Below are 18,122 nucleotides of genomic sequence, written 5' to 3'. Positions count from 1 at the left end.
AGGCTTGCCCACAAAGTGATTGATTCACAAAGTGCCGCAAGCGCCGCCCAAATGCGAAAAAGTGTGGCATAGTGCTGTCACCACACCTGAGAGAAGAGTACTACGATTCATGAAACGCCCGGATTATCGAACCCTTCAGGCGCTGGATGCAGTGATTCGCGAGCGCGGCTTTGAACGTGCCGCACAAAAGCTCTGTATTACCCAGTCTGCCGTGTCACAGCGTATCAAGCAGCTGGAGAATATGTTTGGCCAGCCGCTGCTGGTACGAACCGTGCCGCCACGCCCGACCGAGCAGGGGCAGAAACTGCTGGCGCTGCTGCACCAGGTCGAGCTGCTGGAAGAGGAGTGGCTGGGCGATGATAACAGCGGCACCACGCCGCTGCTGCTGTCGCTGGCGGTCAACGCCGACAGCCTGGCGACCTGGCTGCTGCCGGCGCTGAAAACGGTGCTGACCGACTCGCCGGTGCGTCTGAATATTCAGGTGGAGGATGAAACCCGCACCCAGGAGCGCCTGCGCCGGGGTGAAGTGGTCGGGGCAATCAGTATCCAGCCGCAGCCGCTGCCAAGCTGTCTGGTGGATCAGCTCGGGGCGCTGGATTATCTGTTCGTGGGTTCCAAAGAGTTTGCCGCGCGCTATTTCCCGAACGGTGTTACCCGCTCCGCGCTGCTGAAAGCACCGGCGGTAGCCTTTGACCACCTGGACGATATGCATCAGGCGTTTTTACAGCAGAACTTTGACCTGTCGCCGGGCAGCGTGCCCTGCCACATCGTGAACTCGTCGGAAGCCTTTGTACAGCTGGCGCGTCAGGGCACCACCTGCTGCATGATCCCGCACCTGCAGATTGAGCGCGAGCTGGCGGAGGGGGAGTTGATCGACCTGACACCGGGGCTGTTACAGCGCCGGATGCTTTACTGGCATCGCTTTGCACCGGAGAGCCGTTTAATGCGCCGGGTGACCGATGCGCTGCTGGCACACGGTCACCGCGTGCTGCGTCAGGATACCGGCGAGTAGCCGCGCTAAGCAGGGGGCAGGCAACCTGCCCTGCCCCCGTTCGTCACCCTGTTACGGGTTGGCGGCAGCCGGCTGCTGGCCGCGCTGCAGTTCAAACACTACGTCAACCTGATCGTCAAAATGGATGCTCTGCTGCTCGTAGGTCTGCGCAGCTGAGGTCATCGGAGCCGCTTCGGCGGTTTTGTACATGCGCGCCATCGGCATCGGCTGGTAGTTGGCAACGTGATAGCGAATGCTGTACACCGGCCCCAGCGTGGTGCCAAAGCCTTTCGCCAGTTCACCGGCCTGACGGGTCGCGTCCTCAATGGCTGCCTTACGGGCTTTATCGCGATACTGCTCAGGATGTGCCACGCCCAGTTCAACCGTGCGGATTTCGTTCAGACCGGACTTCAGCGCACCGTCCAGCAGTTCATTCAGCTTATCCAGCTGACGCAGCGTCACTTCCACGGTGCGCACCGCACGATAGCCCTTGAGCACTGACTTACCGTCCTTCAGGTAGTCATACTCCGGCTGGGTACGCAGGTTAGCCGCATTGATGTCTTTCTTCTCAATGCCGCTTTTATCCAGGAAATCAAAATACTGTTGCACGCGTGAATCGGCCTGCTTTTTCGCCTCAGCAGCGTCCTTAGCAGAGACGTTCACTTCAATTGCCAGCGTGGCAATATCCGGGGTGGCATCCACGCTGGACTGCCCGGATGTCACCACGTGCGGGCCGTTCGGCAGTTCATCCGCCTGCGCGGCCAGCGGTAAAGTACTCAGTCCAATCATTGCGGCCAGGGCCAGTTTAGTCAGCTTCACTGCTTCCTCCATAAGGCTGTTATCAGCGCAAAATTGCTGCTGTCAGAAGCATAGCCGACAGCAGCGAATTGTTCCGTCAGTTCACGACGAGGCGGCAAATTTTATCGCACTACCTGGGGTCAAACTATCGTTCAATTCTTAAAAGGCGGTGCTATCAGCTTAATCCTAACGCCTGGCAGGCCAGCTTTAAGGCAATTACCCACATGACCAACCCCACGAGCAGATTCACGATGCGCTGCGCCCGCGTCGTGTTAAGCCGTGGAGACAACCACGACGCCATCAGCGCCAGTCCGAAGAACCAGAGAACTGACGTGCTGACTGAACCCAGCGCAAACCAGCGCCGTGCCTCTTCAGGCAACTGCCCGCCAAGGCTGCCCAGCACCACAAAGGTATCGAGATAAACGTGGGGATTGAGCCAGGTCACCGCCATCATGGTGAGAAAAATTCGCCAGCGACTTTGTCTGGCCCCGTTAGCAGCAGCCAGATCAATATCGCCGCTGAATGCGGTGCGCAATGCCCCCCAGCCATACCACAGCAGAAAAGCCACGCCCCCCCAGGTCACCAGATTCAGCAACAGCGGTGACTGATTAAGCAACGCGCTACCACCAAACACCCCGGCGCAGATCAGCGCCACGTCGCTCAGGGTGCAGAGCGCGGCGGTCATCAGGTGATACTGGCGACGGATGCCCTGGTTCATCACAAAGGCATTTTGCGGCCCCAGCGGCAGGATGAGGGCCGCACCCAAGACAACCCCCTGAAAATAAACAGATAACATCGACTATCACCTCAATAACGTTTTATTTTGTGGCAGTGTATAGCGGCAGCATTATTAGGTGAAATTGATAATTTTAATGATGCATCAATAAAACTAATATTAATGAGGTGTGCGGTTAAGGCAAGAAGTGCCGCCCGCAGTCAGGCGCGGATGGCACAGGCGGGCGGTTTACTCAACGGGCTAAGCCGTCTGACAATCAGTTCAGCGGGGCATTTTCCTGCGGCGCATTCTCCGCTGCCTTAACCTGGTGCAGGTGCACGTCCATCTGCGGGTAAGGAATACCGATATTGTGTGCGTCCAGTGTACGCTTGAAGTTTTTCATCAAATCCCAGTAAACGTCCTGCAGATCGCCGGCGTTGCTCCAGCAACGTACCACAAAGTTCAGCGATGAAGCCGCCAGTTCGTTAAGGCCAATCTGCACTCCACGCTCCTGCAGAACACGCGGATCGGCATCGACCACTTCGCGCAGCAGCTTAAGCACCTGATCTACATCCGCATCGTAAGCCACCCCGATAATAAATTCGTTACGGCGCTCCGGCTCGCGGGAGAAGTTAACAATGTTACCGGCTATGATTTTTCCGTTTGGCACCACCACATATTTGCCGTCAGCGCTGCGCAGCGTGGTAGAGAAAATCTGGACGTTCTGTACGGTACCCATCACGCCGCCCAGATCAACAAACTCACCGGTACGGAACGGGCGGAAGGTGACCAGCAGTACGCCAGCCGCCAGATTCGAGAGTGAGCCCTGCAGCGCCAGGCCCAGTGCCAGACCGGCGGCACCCAGTACGGCAATTACCGATGCGGTTTGTACGCCCACGCGCCCCAGCGCGGCAATCAGCGTAAAGGCGATAATACCGTAGCGCACCAGCGCCGAGAGGAAATCGGCCACGGTAGCGTCGATGCTACGCGCGCGCAGCACCCTGTTAACGCCGTTGGAGATAATACGCGCCACGATCATCCCGACAATAACAATGGCAATAGCGGCGACAATGTTCACCGCATAGCTCAGCAACAGCGCCTGGTTACGTACCAGCCATCCGCCGGCGCTGTTGAACCCATTTACCACGTTTAAATCATCCATCATTTTATCCTGTTGTTGGCCCAAACCGGGCGTGCAAAATCTTGCCGTTTACACGACAACCAGTGAATTAAGGGTAAACAATTATGAGGGATGTGCCAAATAAGTCGCGGGATTAGCTGGATATTTCACCTTAAAGATCTTAAAAAGGCCCTGGCGGGCCTTTTTTTACTGCACAAAGATTACAGAACGTCTACGGCGTTCAGCTCTTTGAATGCCTGCTCAAGGCGGACAACCATTGACGCCTGGGCAGAACGCAGCCATACGCGTGGATCGTAGAACTTCTTGTTCGGCTTATCTGCGCCTTCCGGGTTGCCCAGCTGCGCCTGCAGATAACCTTCGTTCTTTTTGTAGTACTGCAGGATGCCGTCCCAGGTTGCCCACTGGGTGTCGGTATCGATGTTCATTTTGATTACGCCGTAACCAATAGACTCTTCGATCTCTGCAGCAGAAGAACCGGAACCACCGTGGAACACGAAGTCCAGCGAGTTGTGCGGCAGGTTGTGTTTCTTGCTGACGTAGTCCTGAGAATCACGCAGGATGGTTGGGGTCAGCTTCACGTTGCCTGGCTTGTACACGCCGTGTACGTTACCGAAAGAGGCCGCGATGGTGAAACGCGGGCTGATTTTGCTCAGCTCGGTGTACGCGTAGTCCACGTCTTCCGGCTGGGTGTACAGCGCAGATGCGTCCATGTGGCTGTTGTCCACGCCATCTTCTTCACCGCCGGTGCAGCCCAGTTCGATCTCCAGGGTCATGTCGAGTTTCGCCATGCGCGCCAGGTATTTAGCAGAGATCTCAATGTTCTCTTCCAGTGACTCTTCAGACAGGTCGATCATGTGAGAAGAGAACAGCGGTTTGCCGGTTTTCGCAAAGTGGGCTTCACCCGCGTCCAGCAGGCCGTCGATCCACGGCAGCAGTTTCTTGGCACAGTGGTCAGTGTGCAGGATCACCGGCACGCCGTACTGTTCAGCCATCAGGTGCACGTGATGGGCACCGGCAATAGCACCGAAAATCGCAGCAGCCTGCGGCTTGTCAGATTTGAAGCCTTTACCGGCGATAAACGCGGCACCGCCGTTAGAGAACTGTACGATAACCGGCGCTTTAACTTTTGCAGCGGCTTCCAGTACGGCGTTGATAGAATCGGTACCCACGCAGTTCACTGCTGGCAGGGCGAATTTGTTCTCTTTCGCTACCTGGAAAATCTTCTGCACGTCGTCACCGGTGACAACGCCTGGTTTTACGAAATCAAAAATCTTAGACATGTTAGCTTGTCCTGTTTTTTGTCGGCCGTTAAGAAGGTTGCCCCGTAGGGCAAATCATACCGGCGGGACGTCATCGTCCCGCCACAGAAATTACTGCTTCGCACGCTCTTCGAGCATGGCTACCGCTGGCAGAACTTTGCCTTCCACGAATTCGAGGAACGCGCCGCCGCCGGTAGAGATATAGGAAATCTTGTCTTCGATACCGAACAGATCGATCGCTGCCAGGGTATCACCGCCGCCGGCGATGGAGAACGCTTCGCTGTCTGCAATCGCCTTAGCGACGATTTCAGTGCCTTTGCGGAAGTTAGGGAATTCGAACACGCCAACCGGGCCATTCCACAGAATGGTTTTGGCGTCTTTCAGCAGGGCAGCCATCGCCAGTGCGGTTTCGTCGCCGAAGTCCATGATCTCTTCGTTGTCCTGCACTTCTGACACTTTCTTCACGGTAGAAGGGGCAGTTTCAGAGAACTCGGTGCCAACGCGGGAGTCAACCGGGACCGGGATACCGTGCTCGTCACGCAGTTTTTTCGCGGCTTCAACGAAATCGGGTTCGTACAGTGACTTACCGACGTTGTTGTCGATAGCGACGAAGGTATTAGCGATACCGCCACCGACGATCACGGTGTCAGCAATTTTCACTAACGAGTTCAGCACGTCGAACTTGGTGGACACTTTAGAACCACCGACTACCGCAACCATTGGACGAGCCGGGTTCTTCAGGGCTTTGCCCAGCGCTTCCAGTTCGGCTGACAGCAGCGGACCGGCACAGGCGACAGGAGCAAATTTGCCCACGCCATGGGTGGACGCCTGCGCGCGGTGTGCGGTGCCGAAGGCATCCATCACAAAGATATCGCACAGGGCTGCGTATTTTTTAGAGAGGGCTTCGTCGTCTTTCTTCTCGCCTTTGTTAAAGCGCACGTTTTCCAGCACCACCAGCTTACCGGCCGCCAGCTCAACGCCGTCGAGGTAATCTTTTGCCAGCGAAACGTTGTCAGCACCCAGCTTCTCTTTCAGGTAGTTGACTACCGGCAGCAGTGAGAACTCTTCGTTGTATTCGCCTTCGGTCGGACGACCCAGGTGGGAGGTTACCATCACTTTAGCACCCTGCTTCAGCGCGGCTTCGATGGTCGGCAGAGAAGCACGGATACGTGCATCTGACGTCACTTTCCCTTCTTTAACCGGTACGTTCAGATCGGCACGGATCAGAACACGCTTACCAGCCAGATCCAGATCGGTCATCTTAATTACAGACATGGTGAACCCTCTCGTTGATTCTCAAAGTTTTGACAGGCGCAAGCCGCGCCCTACCTGAAACCGCTTGTGGCCATCGCTAAGGTAGTGTCGATCATCCGGTTAGCGAAACCCCATTCGTTGTCGCACCAGACCAGCGTCTTGATCAGGTGCTTACCGCTGACCCGCGTCTGCGTGCCGTCGACAATGGCACTGTGCGGATCGTGGTTAAAATCAATAGAGACTAACGGTAATTCCGTGTAGTCAACTATACCACTAAATGCCCCTTCTGATGCACTTTGCAGCAGGTCGTTCACCTCGCGCGCCGTGACCGCATCACGCACGCTGACGCTGAGATCGATCGCCGTGACGTTGATAGTCGGTACGCGCACTGCGATCGCTTCAAAGCGATCGTTAAATTTGGGGAAGATGCGCGTGATACCGGCGGCCAGCCGGGTATCCACCGGAATAATGGACTGGCTGGCGGCACGCGTGCGCCGCAGGTCCGGGTGGTAGGCATCAATCACCTGCTGATCGTGCATCGCTGAATGGATGGTGGTTACCGTGCCGGACTCGATGCCCCAGGCGTCATCCAGCAGTTTGATAATCGGAATAATGCAGTTGGTGGTACAGGAAGCATTAGACACCAGCAGATGCCCGGGTTGCAGTTCCTGCTCGTTCACCCCGAACACCACGGTGGCATCGAGATCGTTACCGCCGGGGTGTGAGAACAGCACCTTTTTAGCGCCGGCCTGCAGATGCGCTTCGCCATCTGCACGGCTGCCATACACGCCGGTACAGTCCAGTACGATATCCACGTTCAGCTCGCGCCACGGCAGTGAGGCAATATCAGGCACATGCAGCAGACGAATGCTGTCATCACCCACCTGGAGCAAATCGCGTTCCTGACGCACGTCCCAGGCAAAGCGCCCGTGGCTGGTATCGTATTTAAGCAGATGCGCCATTCCGGCGGCGTCAGCCAGCTCATTGATCGCCACTACCGTTACCTCGGCGCGACGTCCGGTTTCATACAGCGCACGCAGCACGTTGCGCCCGATACGACCAAAACCGTTAATGGCAATACGAACCGTCATAGTACCCCTGCTAAAAATTCACCATTAGTCTGAATTGGGAGAATAGCCTGAGCCAGCTGCCGCAATTTGTACAGGGAATTCTTATATTACAGAAACATCTGCCTTGCCGCCGGTCATTTCATTTGTCACGACTGAAACGGTTCAGCTAGAGTAATAAAAATCAATGCCGATAGGAATAGTGGGGGTCAACTACCTGCTAAAGATTGGATCTGCGTCACAAAAAAGAGTTTTAACGCGTAAAATTTATCCGATAATCACGCAAGGTTCATCAGCAGGAAAAAGGCGGGATCAGGCTCTGCCATCCCCTGAACCACGCCGCTGGCGGCAGGGTGCAGTCATCATGCAGGCAACGCCCCCCCCTGAACCGGACATAGCGCAGATCGCTGAAAGGGGCAGAGGTAAAAAAAGGCGCTGCAATGCAGCGCCTTGTCTGATAACTACCGGTAAACGGCAGCTCAGAGGATTACAGCAGTTCTTTGGCTTTAGCGACCACGTTATCCACGGTGAAGCCAAACAGGTCAAACAGCTGCTCGGCCGGTGCAGACTCACCGAAGCTGGTCATACCGACGATAGCACCGTTCAGGCCGGTGTATTTGAACCAGTAATCCGCGATGCCCGCTTCAATGGCCACGCGCGCGCTGACGGCTTTCGGCAGCACGGATTCACGGTAGGCCGCATCCTGCTTGTCGAAGGCATCGGTAGACGGCATGGAGACCACGCGCACCTTACGGCCTTCCGCGGTCAGCTTATCGTAAGCGCCGGTTGCCAGCTCAACTTCAGAACCGGTTGCAATCAGGATCAGCTCAGGCGTACCTTCGCTGTCTTTCAGCACATAAGCACCGCGGGCCACGTTAGCCAGCTGCTCAGCGGTACGATCCTGCTGTGCCAGGTTCTGACGTGAGAGGATCAGCGCGGTCGGGCCGTCTTTACGCTCGATAGCGTATTTCCAGGCAATCGCTGATTCAACCTGGTCACACGGACGCCAGGTGCTCATGTTCGGGGTCACGCGCAGGCTGGCCAGCTGCTCAACCGGCTGGTGAGTCGGGCCATCTTCGCCCAGACCGATCGAGTCGTGGGTGTAAACCATCACCTGCTGGATCTTCATCAGCGCGGCCATACGCACGGCGTTACGCGCATATTCAACGAACATCAGGAAGGTCGCGGTGTACGGCAGGAAACCACCGTGCAGGGTAATACCGTTGGCGATCGCGGTCATACCGAATTCGCGCACGCCGTAATGGATATAGTTACCCGCAGCGTCTTCATTGATTGGCTTAGAACCGGACCACATGGTCAGGTTGCTTGGTGCCAGGTCAGCGGAACCGCCCAGATACTCTGGCAGCAGCTTACCGAAGGCTTCGATGGCGTTCTGAGAGGCTTTACGGCTGGCGATTTTCGCCGGGTTAGCCTGCAGCTGTTCAACGAATTTCTGTGACTCTTCAGCCCAGTTTGCCGGCAGCTCATTGTTGACGCGGCGCTTGAACTCGGCGGCCAGTTCCGGGAAGGCTTTCGCGTAGGCGGCGAATTTCTCATCCCATGCGGCTTCTTTCGCCTGACCGGCTTCTTTGGCATCCCACTGCGCGTAGATATCCTGTGGGATCTCAAACGGCGCGTGGTTCCAGCCCAGCTGCTTACGGGTCAGTGCGATCTCATCGTCACCCAGCGGGGCGCCGTGGGAATCATGGGTACCCGCTTTATTTGGTGAGCCGAAACCGATGATGGTTTTGCACATCAGCAGTGAAGGTTTATCCGTGACTGCTTTGGCCTCTTCCACCGCTTTTTTAATCGATTCAGCATCATGACCGTCAATGCCGCGCACCACGTGCCAGCCGTAAGACTCGAAGCGGGTCGCGGTGTCGTCGGTGAACCAGCCTTCAATATGACCATCGATAGAGATACCGTTGTCATCATAGAACGCCACCAGTTTGCCCAGCTTCAGCGTACCGGCCAGCGAGCAGACTTCGTGAGAGATGCCTTCCATCATGCAGCCGTCGCCCATAAACACGTAGGTGTTATGGTCTACCACATCGTGGCCAGGACGGTTGAACTGCGCGGCCAGCGTGCGTTCAGCGATAGCAAAGCCCACGGCGTTAGCAATACCCTGGCCCAGCGGACCGGTAGTGGTTTCAACGCCGGCGGTGTAGCCGTATTCCGGGTGACCTGGAGTTTTGGAGTGCAGCTGACGGAAGTTAGCCAGTTCGCCAATCGGCAGATCGTAGCCGGTGAGGTGCAGCAGGCTGTAGATCAGCATCGAGCCGTGGCCGTTAGACAGCACGAAGCGGTCACGATCGGCCCACAGCGGATTTGTAGGGTTGTGATTCAGAAATTCACGCCACAGGACTTCGGCGATATCAGCCATACCCATAGGGGCACCAGGGTGGCCGGATTTGGCTTTTTGCACCGCATCCATACTTAATGCGCGAATGGCGTTGGCAAGCTCTTTACGAGAAGACATTTTCTACTCCAGGTCGGATTTAACGCTTCACCTTTCTCAACCTATTGTAATCAATGAGTTATCAGGCAAAGCAGAACGAAAGTCGCCCATCAATGTACATGAAATACGGGTAACATGTACATGCCGCGGCAGGTAAAAATCCTCACATTATTTGCGTTTTGAGAATGCCCCGACTAGGCAAGCAATGCCGCAGGCGCTATAACTCAGATTACTGCCGGACGATTACCGCAGCCGTATTTTGCCAACTTTCTGATTTTTTTACCTTGTTACCTGAATGGATGAACTGGAATGAAGAAACGTCTCGCCTTTGCCGCGTTGTCGCTGGCAACCCTGGTTTCTGGCTGTCAGAATTTTGACAGCAACGCTCTGATGCAGTCTGGCGCACAGGCTTTTCAGGCGGTCACGCTGAGCGATGAGCAGGTCAAAGAGCTCAGTGCTAAATCCTGTCAGCAGATGGACGCGGAGAATCAGGTCGCCCCGGCAAGCAGCCCCTACACCCAGCGCCTGAATAAAATTGCCGCCTCGCTGGGCGACAATATTAACGGTACACCGGCCAACTATAAGGTTTACCTGACCAAAGACGTTAACGCCTGGGCGATGGCTAACGGCTGTATTCGCGTCTACAGCGGCCTGATGGACCTGATGACCGACAACGAAGTTGAAGCGGTTGTTGGCCACGAAATGGGCCACGTGGCGCTGGGCCACTCGCGCAAGGCGATGCAGCTGGCTTATGCCACCACCGCCGCGCGTACCGCCGCCGCCTCCGCCGGTGGCGTTGCGGCCTCGCTGTCGCAGTCCCAGCTGGGTGACCTCGGCGAGAAACTGATCGGTGCACAGTTCTCGCAAACGCAGGAGACTCAGGCCGATGACTATTCATTCGACCTGCTGAAAAAACGCGGTGTGAATCCAAACGGTCTGGTAACCAGCTTTGAGAAACTGGCGAAGATGGAAGGCGGCAGCAGTGGCGGCAGCCTGTTCGACTCGCACCCGGCGTCACAGGAGCGGGCCGATCATATTAAGGCGCGTATCGCGGCAGGTAATTAATCCTCACCCGCCTTACGCCCGGTAGCGATTGCCGGTATTAACAAGGGCAGCGCCTGCGGCCTCCAGCCCTTCACAGGCTGAAGGCGTTCAGCCCCTGTTTTCAGTAAAGTGTTTTCTGCGGTGGCCCGGCAAAGTGCAGCGGGCCGATCTCCTGCATGGCCACCTCAATCAGCGACGGGCCTGGCTGCGCCACCGCCTCACTCAACGCGGCGTGAAAACCGGCCGCGGCCGTCACCCTGCGGGCGTTCAGCCCCATCGCCCGGGCCAGCAGCGTGAAGTCCGGGGTATGCAGCCGGTTATAAAACTGCCGCCCTTCAAAGTACTTATCCTGAATGCCGCGCATCACGCCATAGCCGCCGTCGTTCATCACCAGCAGCGTGACGCTGGCGTTTTCCTGCACCAGGGTTGCCAGCTCGCCAAGCCCCAGCGCCAGGCCACCGTCGCCGACCAGCGCCACCACCCTGCTTTCCGGATTGGCAAGCGCAGTACCAATCGCCATCGGCAGCCCCATGCCGATCGCCCCGGCCAGCGAATGGACCCGCGCTCCCGGGCGACTGGTGGGCAGCAAGCGGCTGCCCCACAGACTGCCGGATACGGTGATATCACGGACAAAAATGCCCGATGGTGGCAGAACGGCAGCCACGGCATCGCTCAGCCCGGCATACACGCCACATTGATCGCGCAGATCGGTTTCCGCCGCGCTCACCGCCTGCGCAATTTCGCGATCCCATGCCGGATCGGGACGTTCAGCGGGGACATAAATGGCTGCCAGCGCGCTCAGCAGCGCGGCGCAGTCATAACTGAGCACCTCGTCCGCCGGATAGTTACGGCTGGCGGCAGCAGGGTCGAGGTCAATCTGCAGCAACGGTGACGGCAGCGGCAGCGTCCAGCTGCGGGTTTCGTTGCTGCGCAACCGTGAGCCGGCCACCAGCGTCAGGTCGCAGCGGCGCAACAGCGCCTCAACAGACGGGGAGTTATGAAATGCCCGCAGGCTGCGCGGGTGACTGTCAGCCAGGATGCCGCGCCCGTGCGTGCTGGAGATCACCGCCACGCCGGCATCTGCCAGCTGGCGTACCGCATCGGCGGCCTGCAGCGCCCCGCCGCCCACCCACAACAGTGGCCGTTGAGCCGCCCGCAGACGCTGTGCCAGCGCCGCCACCACGTCGGCTGGCGGTGATGCGGGCTGCAGCGGCCGCACGGCGGGGGTCACCAGACTTAACGGTACCCGGCTGTTCTGGATATCGATCGGAATTTCCAGCGAAACCGGGCCACAGGGTGGCGTTTGCGCCAGCTGAATCGCCCGGTGCAGCATGGCCACCGCCTGCTGTGGGGAGTGCACGCGCAGCGCCTCCTTGCCGCTGGCGCGCAGAAATCCCAGCTGATCGCGGGCCTCATGGATAAAGCTGCAGTCGGCATCCAGGTATGCTTTCTCCACCTGGCCGGTGATATGCAGCAGCGGCGTACCGGCGTTAGCGGCTTCCAACAGCGCGCCGACGGCATTGCCGGCACCGCAACCGGTGCTGGTCAGCGCCACGCCCAGGCCACTAAACCGACCGTGCGCATCCGCCATGCTTACCGCCCCGGCCTCACCGCGGCTGGTGACAAAGCGCAATCTTCCACGCCGCCCGACCGCATCGGCGATCGGTAAATTGTGAATCGAAATAATCCCGTACATCGTGCTGACGCCATACTGCTCAAGGGTGCGGGCCAGCGCTTCACCTACCGTAATGGTTTCACTCATCGTTTGCTTCCCATCAGTTAATCGCTCCAGTGGTTGATCGTTGGGCCCGTGGCCAGATAGATGCTTTTCTGCTGCATCCAGGCACGCAGCCCCTGTAGCCCTTTTTCCCGCCCGAGGCCGCTCTGTTTAACACCACCAAACGGCGTGGAGACTGAAAATACTTTGTAGGTGTTAATCCACACCGTGCCGGCCTCCAGCCGCGCGGCCAGCGCCAGCGCCCGGGTGACATCCCGCGTCCAGATCCCAGCGGCCAGGCCGTAGACCGAATGGTTGGCCGCGGCGATCAGCGCCTCCTCATCATCAAACGGCATCGCCACCAGCACCGGGCCGAAAATCTCCTCCTGACAGACCTGCGCGGCGTTGCTTAATCCGGTGATGATGGTCGGCTGGAACCAGTTACCCGCCGCCAGCGCCGGGTCCGCAGGGATCTCACCGCCACATAAGATTTCCCCCCCCTCACGGCGCGCCAGCGCCACATAGTCAGCAACTGACTGCCGGTGCTGCGGGGAGATTAGCGGCCCCATATGAATCCCGGCCTGCAGCGGATTCCCGAGGCGCAGTCCCCGGGTCAGTTGCAGCAGACGGTCCAGCAGCGGCCGCCAGACGGAACGGTGCACAAACAGCCGCGCACCGGCAATGCACGCCTGGCCTGCCGAGCTGAAGATGCCGTAGCAGATCCCCCGCGCCGCCTGTTCGATATCTGCATCTGCCAGCACGATGGTGGGTGACTTCCCGCCTAACTCCAGCGAGGTGCCAATCAGCCTGTCGGCCGCAATATGCGCCAGCGCCCGCCCGGTGCGGGTACCGCCGGTAAACGAGATTTTTTTCACCAGCGGGTGGCGCACCAGTGCATCACCCACAATGCTGCCCTTACCCGGCAGCACGCTGAACAGTCCAGGGGGGAGGCCTGCCTCCTCAAAGATTGCCGCCAGCTGCAGTGCCATCAGCGGCGTAGCCTCGGCCGGTTTCAGCATTACCGCGTTACCCGCCGCCAGCGCCGGCGCGACTTTCTGCATCTCACTGGCTATCGGTGAGTTCCACGGGGTGACAGCCGCTACCACCCCGATCGGCTCCCAGGTGCTGAAGGTCATCACCTCGCGGCTGCGCTGAGGCGGCAATTCCCCCTCGAGCACCTCACAGGCGGCGGCAAAGTAGTGGGCGGTGGCTGCCGCACTGGCCACCAGCCCGCGCGTTTCCGCCAGTGGCTTGCCGTTATCGCGGGTTTGCAGCTCGGCCAGTGGCTCCAGCCGTGCGGCGATCAGATCGCCCGCCCGATGTAAAATGGCTGCGCGCTGATGGCCAGGCATGCTGCGCCAGTGCGGATCGCGCCAGGCACGCTCACCCGCCTGTACCGCCAGCTCCACATCCTCCAGACTGGCAGCCCGCAGCCAGCCATTGACTGAGCCGTCGGCGGGAAAGGTACTGCAGAAGCGTTCTCCGCCCCCTTCGCGCCAGCTTCCGGCCAGGTAGAGTTTCAGATTTTCCATGAGGACTCCTTCAGAGATCCAGCAACTGGCGACAGGCCTGAACAGCACTCAGCGCCGCGAGCATTGACGTTTTCGGACTGGAAGGCAGCGGATGAGCGTGGATCTCCAGGTACAGTTCGCCAAATCCACCACCGGCATGGACGCGGTGACAGTTGCACTGCGTGTCAGGATCAACGATCAGCTCAACCCGTGTGCGATCCAAACCGATCCCCGCCAGCGCAATGGTGGCAGCCACGTTGGCATTGGCGGGAAAACGCAGCGCGGCTTCCCGGGCGCTGCCGCGAAAAAACACCTCCCGATGGCGGACTGCGTCGAGATCGATCAGCGTCTCTGCCAGGCTTCCGCGCCAGCTGAGCGGGTTTTTACAGGACTGATAAAGCACGCTATCCAGGCCGCCCTCTCGTGCGCTGGTCAACCCGTCAAGGCCCGCTACCGCCCCGGAAAGCAGCGTCAGGCGGCCCCCCCCGGCGCTGGCCGCCTGGCGCAAACGCCGATACAGGGCATCGTCTGCCAGCGCACCGGTAGAGATCACCGCCAGCCGCCAGCCGCGTTGCAGTACCCCCTGGCCGAAGTCAGCAACCGCCTGCTGGCTGGCGCACTCCAGCACCAGATCGGGCCTTCCCGGGCACGCAAGGGGCGACAGCAGGGGAGTAACCTCACCGCCAAAGCGCAGGCGGATAGCGGCATGATGGTGTTCGCGTGCCACAATCCAGCCGACGCAAACGCCCTCCGGCAGGCGGGCAATCAGCTCCTGCGCCATCGCGCCGTAGCCAATCAACACTATTTTTTTCATCGGCGATCCCTATAGCTGGCGGGCGAAGCCGCCGGACACATCCAGCGCGGCACCGGTGGTAAAGGAAGCCAGCGGTGAAGCCAGGAACAGCAACGCCTGCGCCGCTTCCTCCGGTTTCCCCAGCCGCCCCATCGGAATACCGCGTTCTGTGGCCAGCTCCGCAGTCCAGGCCTCCCAGCTCTGCACCGGATCCTGACGCTGCTGATAGCGACGACGCCACTGGCCGGACTCCACCATGCCCAGTAAAATCGAATTGATCCGCACGCCCTTAACGATCAGCTCGTTAGACAGGTTCAGCGTCATATTCAGCAACGCAGCCCGTGCCGCCGACGTGGCGATCATGTGCGGTTCAGGCTGGCGTGCCAGCAGCGAATTCACGCAGGTCACAGACGCGATATCCGACTGCTCGAGCAGTGGCAGAAACGCCTGCAGCGGGTGGATTACCCCGAACAGTTTCAGCCCCGCCTCCCGTAGCCAGGCCTCATGTGGCGTGGCGTCAAAGTGAGCGACATAGCCCTGCCCGGCGTTGTTGATCAGCATATCCACCGCGCCAAACTCGCGACCCACCTGCTGTGCAAAGCGGCCGACCTGCTGCGGATCCAGCACGTCACAGCAGTAAGGCAGCATCTCAGCATGAGGGAACGCCTCGCGCAGCGCCACCTCGGCACTGGCCAGCCGCTCCCGATCGCGGCCGCAGAAGGCGACTTTTGCCTCTGCCGCCAGCAGCAGTTTCACGGTGGCAAACCCAATACCGGAGGAGCCACCGGTGACGACCGCCACCCGCCCCTTAATCTGTAAATTCATCACCTTCTCCTGTGAACAGCCTCAGCAGCTGACGGTTGAAAAACGCCGCGCCGTCGAGATAGCTGGCATGGCCGGCCAGGGGAATAGTCACAAATGGTACCCCCCAGCGGTAAGCCAGCGCCTGTGCGCCGGCAGGCGGCGTAATCGCATCACGATCGCCGCACCACACCTCGACGGGCAGCCGGATTTCTGCCAGCCAGTGGTGAATATCACCCTGCGCCAGCAGCGAGACCGCCTGCAGAAAGCCCGCCACGTTCAGCCGCCGCATGCCTTTGGCCACCGTGGCAACATCGCACTCATCGGCCTGCGGGCGTAATAAGGCGGGGGCGCGCTGCTGCGCCATCTGTTCCAGCCCGCCCGCCAGCTGTTGCTGACGCTGATGAATAATCTCCTGCTGCTTTGCAGGCGGTGCACCGCCATATCCCTGTGCCGGATCGGCCAGCACCAGACGGCTGACCCGTTCCGGGTAACGCACCGCAAACGCACAGGCGATCAACGCCCCCAGCGAATGCCCGACCACCACCGCCTGCCCGACCCCTGCCGCATCGAGCATCCGCGCCAGCGCTCCGGCATAGCAGGCCGCCGTCGGTTTTTCTGCCGCCAGGGGAGCGCTGTCGCCGTATCCGGGGGCGTCCCACGCCAGTATGCGGCAGCAACGTTGCAGCTGCGGATCGTTCAGCTGCCTGTGCCAGCTGGCGCTGCCGGAGCTGATGCCATGCAGCAGCACCAGTGCCGGCCCCGTTCCGCTCTCCTGCCAGGCGGTCATGAGGCGACCGGGTTACGCTTAACACCCGCCAGCGGATGATCGGCAGGATAGGTGGGGATACGCGGTTTAGCGCAGCCGAGCATGACGCACATCAGCGCTTCCTCTTCACCGTGATTTAATAAGCCACGGTACACCCCGGCAGGCACCGAGATCAGATCGCGTTCGTTAAGTACGGTTTCGCAGTAGTTATCGCCCTCTTTCACCATCAGCGTGATGCTGCCTTTCAGCATAAAGAATACCTCTTCGACATCGTCGTGCAGATGCAGCGGGCCTTCACACCCGGCTGGCAGCACCATGGTAGAGAAGGTGAAATGTTCTGCCTCCACGGTATTGCCATCAGCCGCAACGCCGGTTGCCCCGGTTCCGATGTAACGCATCTGCGCCCGGCGGTATTTCGGATCGAAATCTGCCTGGAACTTCAGCGCACTCCAGTCATATTTACGCCCGCTAAAACGCGCGATACGTGATTCCACCCAGGCATCCATCGGGATGCCTGCCGGTTTGACGGCCGTTTTTTCAGTCTCTGACATAGCTTGTCACTCCTCAGTAACGTTGCAACAGCGGCAGCAACAGCACGCATCCCAGCGCGGCCATCACCACCAGAAACATCAGTCCGCTATCCATGCTGTGCGTGGACGCAATCAGCATGCCCATCACCAGCGGGGCCAGCGCGCCGGCAACATTTCCCAGCCCGTTGAAAATGCCACCGGCAGTCGCGCTGACCTCCGGCGGGGTGGCTTTCGCCAGCAGAGCAAAGATATTGGGTGCCCCGGCTCCCCACAGAAAGGTGCTGACACTCATCGCGGTGATTAACAACCCGGTCTGCCGCAGGTGCAGCACCGTCAGCAAACCAAGCGCTGCGCCAGCCAGTGAGATAAAACAGGCCAGCGCCCGGCGATCGATACGGTCGGAGATCCAGGCACCCACGCCTTCCCCGATCAGCATGGCGATAAACGGCAACGATGAAAGCCAGCCCACCTGCCCCAGGTTGATACCCCTTCCCTCCACCAGGTAGCTGGGCAGCCAGCCGTTGATCCCCCACAGGTAGGTAAGAAACGCGATATTGAACAGGCAGATCAGCCAGAAGTGACCGTTACGGTACAGTACGGAACGCGCCATCCTGCGTGGCCGGGCCAGCGTCGGAGAGACTTCGCCACGCTTAAGGTTACGCAGCGCCAGGCGGATGCACACCAGCACCGGCACCGTCAGCAGCGACATACAGAAGAAGGTCCACTGCCAGCCGAAATGGTTGAGGATAAACAGCGACAGCGGGAAGCCAATCGCCGCCCCGAGTGGCGTACCCAGCAGCCATAACATGGTGGCGCGTGCCTGCAGGTGACGGGGGAAATTGTGGCGCACCACCGCAAAAGCCAGCGGAAACAGTGGCCCCTCTGCCACGCCAAGCGTAATGCGCAGCAGCAGCATGATACGGTAAGAGTGGCACAGGCCCATCGCCAGCATCAGCAGGCACCACAGCACCATGAGCCCACTCAGCAGCTTCAGTGGATCAACGCGATCGCCCAGCCCGCTCAACAACATCGACGAGCAGCCGTAGCTGAGCAGAAACGCACTCAGCAGCAGCCCCAGGCGGGTCGTGTCGAAGTTCAGCCCCATCGCCTGCTGAAAGTGGGTATCGGAAAACAGCGCGGCAATACTGACTTTATCGAAGAAGGCCAGCAGTACGCAGGCAAACAGCGCCAGCGGTATCGACCAGCGAACCGGTTCGCTGGCAGCAACGCTACCCTGAGCGGGGTTTAACGGATGTTCAGTGGCGATCATAGCT

At 59.2% G+C, this 18,122-nt stretch carries 16 protein-coding genes; 2 read left to right on the top strand and 14 right to left on the bottom strand.

All coding sequences use genetic code 11. From position 1 onward, the window contains the following. Window positions 1-109 precede the first annotated feature (109 nt). Window positions 110-1,012 (top strand): LysR family transcriptional regulator ArgP, encoded by a 903-nt coding sequence (locus GKQ23_RS05285; RefSeq protein WP_056231861.1) that lies wholly within the window; start codon window positions 110-112, stop codon window positions 1,010-1,012. A gap of 51 nt (window positions 1,013-1,063) precedes the next feature. On the opposite strand, the gene GKQ23_RS05280 is transcribed toward GKQ23_RS05285, so the two are convergent. From GKQ23_RS05280 to tkt, 7 genes are all read right to left on the bottom strand, one after another. Continuing rightward, entirely contained in the window at window positions 1,064-1,822 is a 759-nt protein-coding gene (locus tag GKQ23_RS05280) for an oxidative stress defense protein (protein WP_212409951.1), read from the bottom strand. 142 nt (window positions 1,823-1,964) lie between these two features. Further along, entirely contained in the window at window positions 1,965-2,585 is a 621-nt protein-coding gene (gene argO / locus GKQ23_RS05275; RefSeq protein ID WP_212409950.1) for an arginine exporter ArgO, read from the bottom strand. A 196-nt stretch (window positions 2,586-2,781) separates the two neighbouring features. After that, window positions 2,782-3,666: a small-conductance mechanosensitive channel MscS gene (gene mscS / locus GKQ23_RS05270; RefSeq protein WP_212411564.1), complete on the bottom strand. Its 885-nt coding sequence runs from the start codon at window positions 3,664-3,666 to the stop codon at window positions 2,782-2,784. A gap of 179 nt (window positions 3,667-3,845) precedes the next feature. Then, entirely contained in the window at window positions 3,846-4,925 is a 1,080-nt protein-coding gene (fbaA, locus tag GKQ23_RS05265; protein WP_212409949.1) for a class II fructose-bisphosphate aldolase, read from the bottom strand. A 90-nt stretch (window positions 4,926-5,015) separates the two neighbouring features. After that, window positions 5,016-6,179, bottom strand: coding sequence for a phosphoglycerate kinase (pgk, locus tag GKQ23_RS05260; RefSeq protein ID WP_101505340.1), 1,164 nt, complete (start codon window positions 6,177-6,179; stop codon window positions 5,016-5,018). A gap of 50 nt (window positions 6,180-6,229) precedes the next feature. After that, window positions 6,230-7,249 (bottom strand): erythrose-4-phosphate dehydrogenase, encoded by a 1,020-nt coding sequence (gene epd / locus GKQ23_RS05255; RefSeq protein ID WP_056231841.1) that lies wholly within the window; start codon window positions 7,247-7,249, stop codon window positions 6,230-6,232. Window positions 7,250-7,712: 463 nt separating this feature from the next. Next, entirely contained in the window at window positions 7,713-9,704 is a 1,992-nt protein-coding gene (gene tkt / locus GKQ23_RS05250; RefSeq protein ID WP_056231839.1) for a transketolase, read from the bottom strand. A 288-nt stretch (window positions 9,705-9,992) separates the two neighbouring features. Between tkt and GKQ23_RS05245 the strand changes: the two genes are divergently transcribed. Further along, a complete protein-coding gene (locus GKQ23_RS05245; RefSeq protein WP_212409948.1) occupies window positions 9,993-10,748 on the top strand; it encodes a M48 family metallopeptidase in 756 nt (251 codons plus the stop codon). Window positions 10,749-10,848: 100 nt separating this feature from the next. Here GKQ23_RS05245 and GKQ23_RS05240 read toward each other — a convergent pair whose 3' ends face one another. Genes GKQ23_RS05240 through GKQ23_RS05210 form a run of 7 tightly spaced genes read right to left on the bottom strand, consistent with a single transcriptional unit; the run spans window position 10,849 to window position 18,118 of the window. After that, on the bottom strand, window positions 10,849-12,489 hold the full coding sequence (locus GKQ23_RS05240) for a thiamine pyrophosphate-binding protein (protein ID WP_212409947.1): 1,641 nt from the start codon (window positions 12,487-12,489) through the stop codon (window positions 10,849-10,851). Window positions 12,490-12,506: 17 nt separating this feature from the next. Beyond that, window positions 12,507-13,976 (bottom strand): aldehyde dehydrogenase, encoded by a 1,470-nt coding sequence (locus tag GKQ23_RS05235; RefSeq protein WP_212409946.1) that lies wholly within the window; start codon window positions 13,974-13,976, stop codon window positions 12,507-12,509. A gap of 10 nt (window positions 13,977-13,986) precedes the next feature. Then, window positions 13,987-14,769 (bottom strand): aspartate dehydrogenase, encoded by a 783-nt coding sequence (locus GKQ23_RS05230; protein WP_212409945.1) that lies wholly within the window; start codon window positions 14,767-14,769, stop codon window positions 13,987-13,989. 9 nt (window positions 14,770-14,778) lie between these two features. Then, window positions 14,779-15,573: an SDR family oxidoreductase gene (locus GKQ23_RS05225; RefSeq protein ID WP_212409944.1), complete on the bottom strand. Its 795-nt coding sequence runs from the start codon at window positions 15,571-15,573 to the stop codon at window positions 14,779-14,781. Next, the gene (locus tag GKQ23_RS05220) at window positions 15,557-16,339 is read right to left on the bottom strand and encodes an alpha/beta fold hydrolase (protein ID WP_212409943.1); all 783 of its coding nucleotides are present in this window, start codon (window positions 16,337-16,339) and stop codon (window positions 15,557-15,559) included. The genes GKQ23_RS05225 and GKQ23_RS05220 overlap by 17 nt, the downstream gene beginning before the upstream one ends. Continuing rightward, window positions 16,336-16,869: a cupin domain-containing protein gene (locus GKQ23_RS05215; RefSeq protein ID WP_056231820.1), complete on the bottom strand. Its 534-nt coding sequence runs from the start codon at window positions 16,867-16,869 to the stop codon at window positions 16,336-16,338. Before GKQ23_RS05215 ends, GKQ23_RS05220 begins: the two co-directional genes overlap by 4 nt. A gap of 13 nt (window positions 16,870-16,882) precedes the next feature. Then, window positions 16,883-18,118, bottom strand: coding sequence for an MFS transporter (locus tag GKQ23_RS05210; protein ID WP_212409942.1), 1,236 nt, complete (start codon window positions 18,116-18,118; stop codon window positions 16,883-16,885). Between the last annotated feature and the right edge of the window lie 4 nt (window positions 18,119-18,122).

Origin of the sequence: Erwinia sp. E602 (genome assembly GCF_018141005.1) — a bacterium.
Lineage (GTDB): Bacteria > Pseudomonadota > Gammaproteobacteria > Enterobacterales > Enterobacteriaceae > Erwinia.
This window is presented reverse-complemented; position numbering and strand designations above follow the sequence as displayed.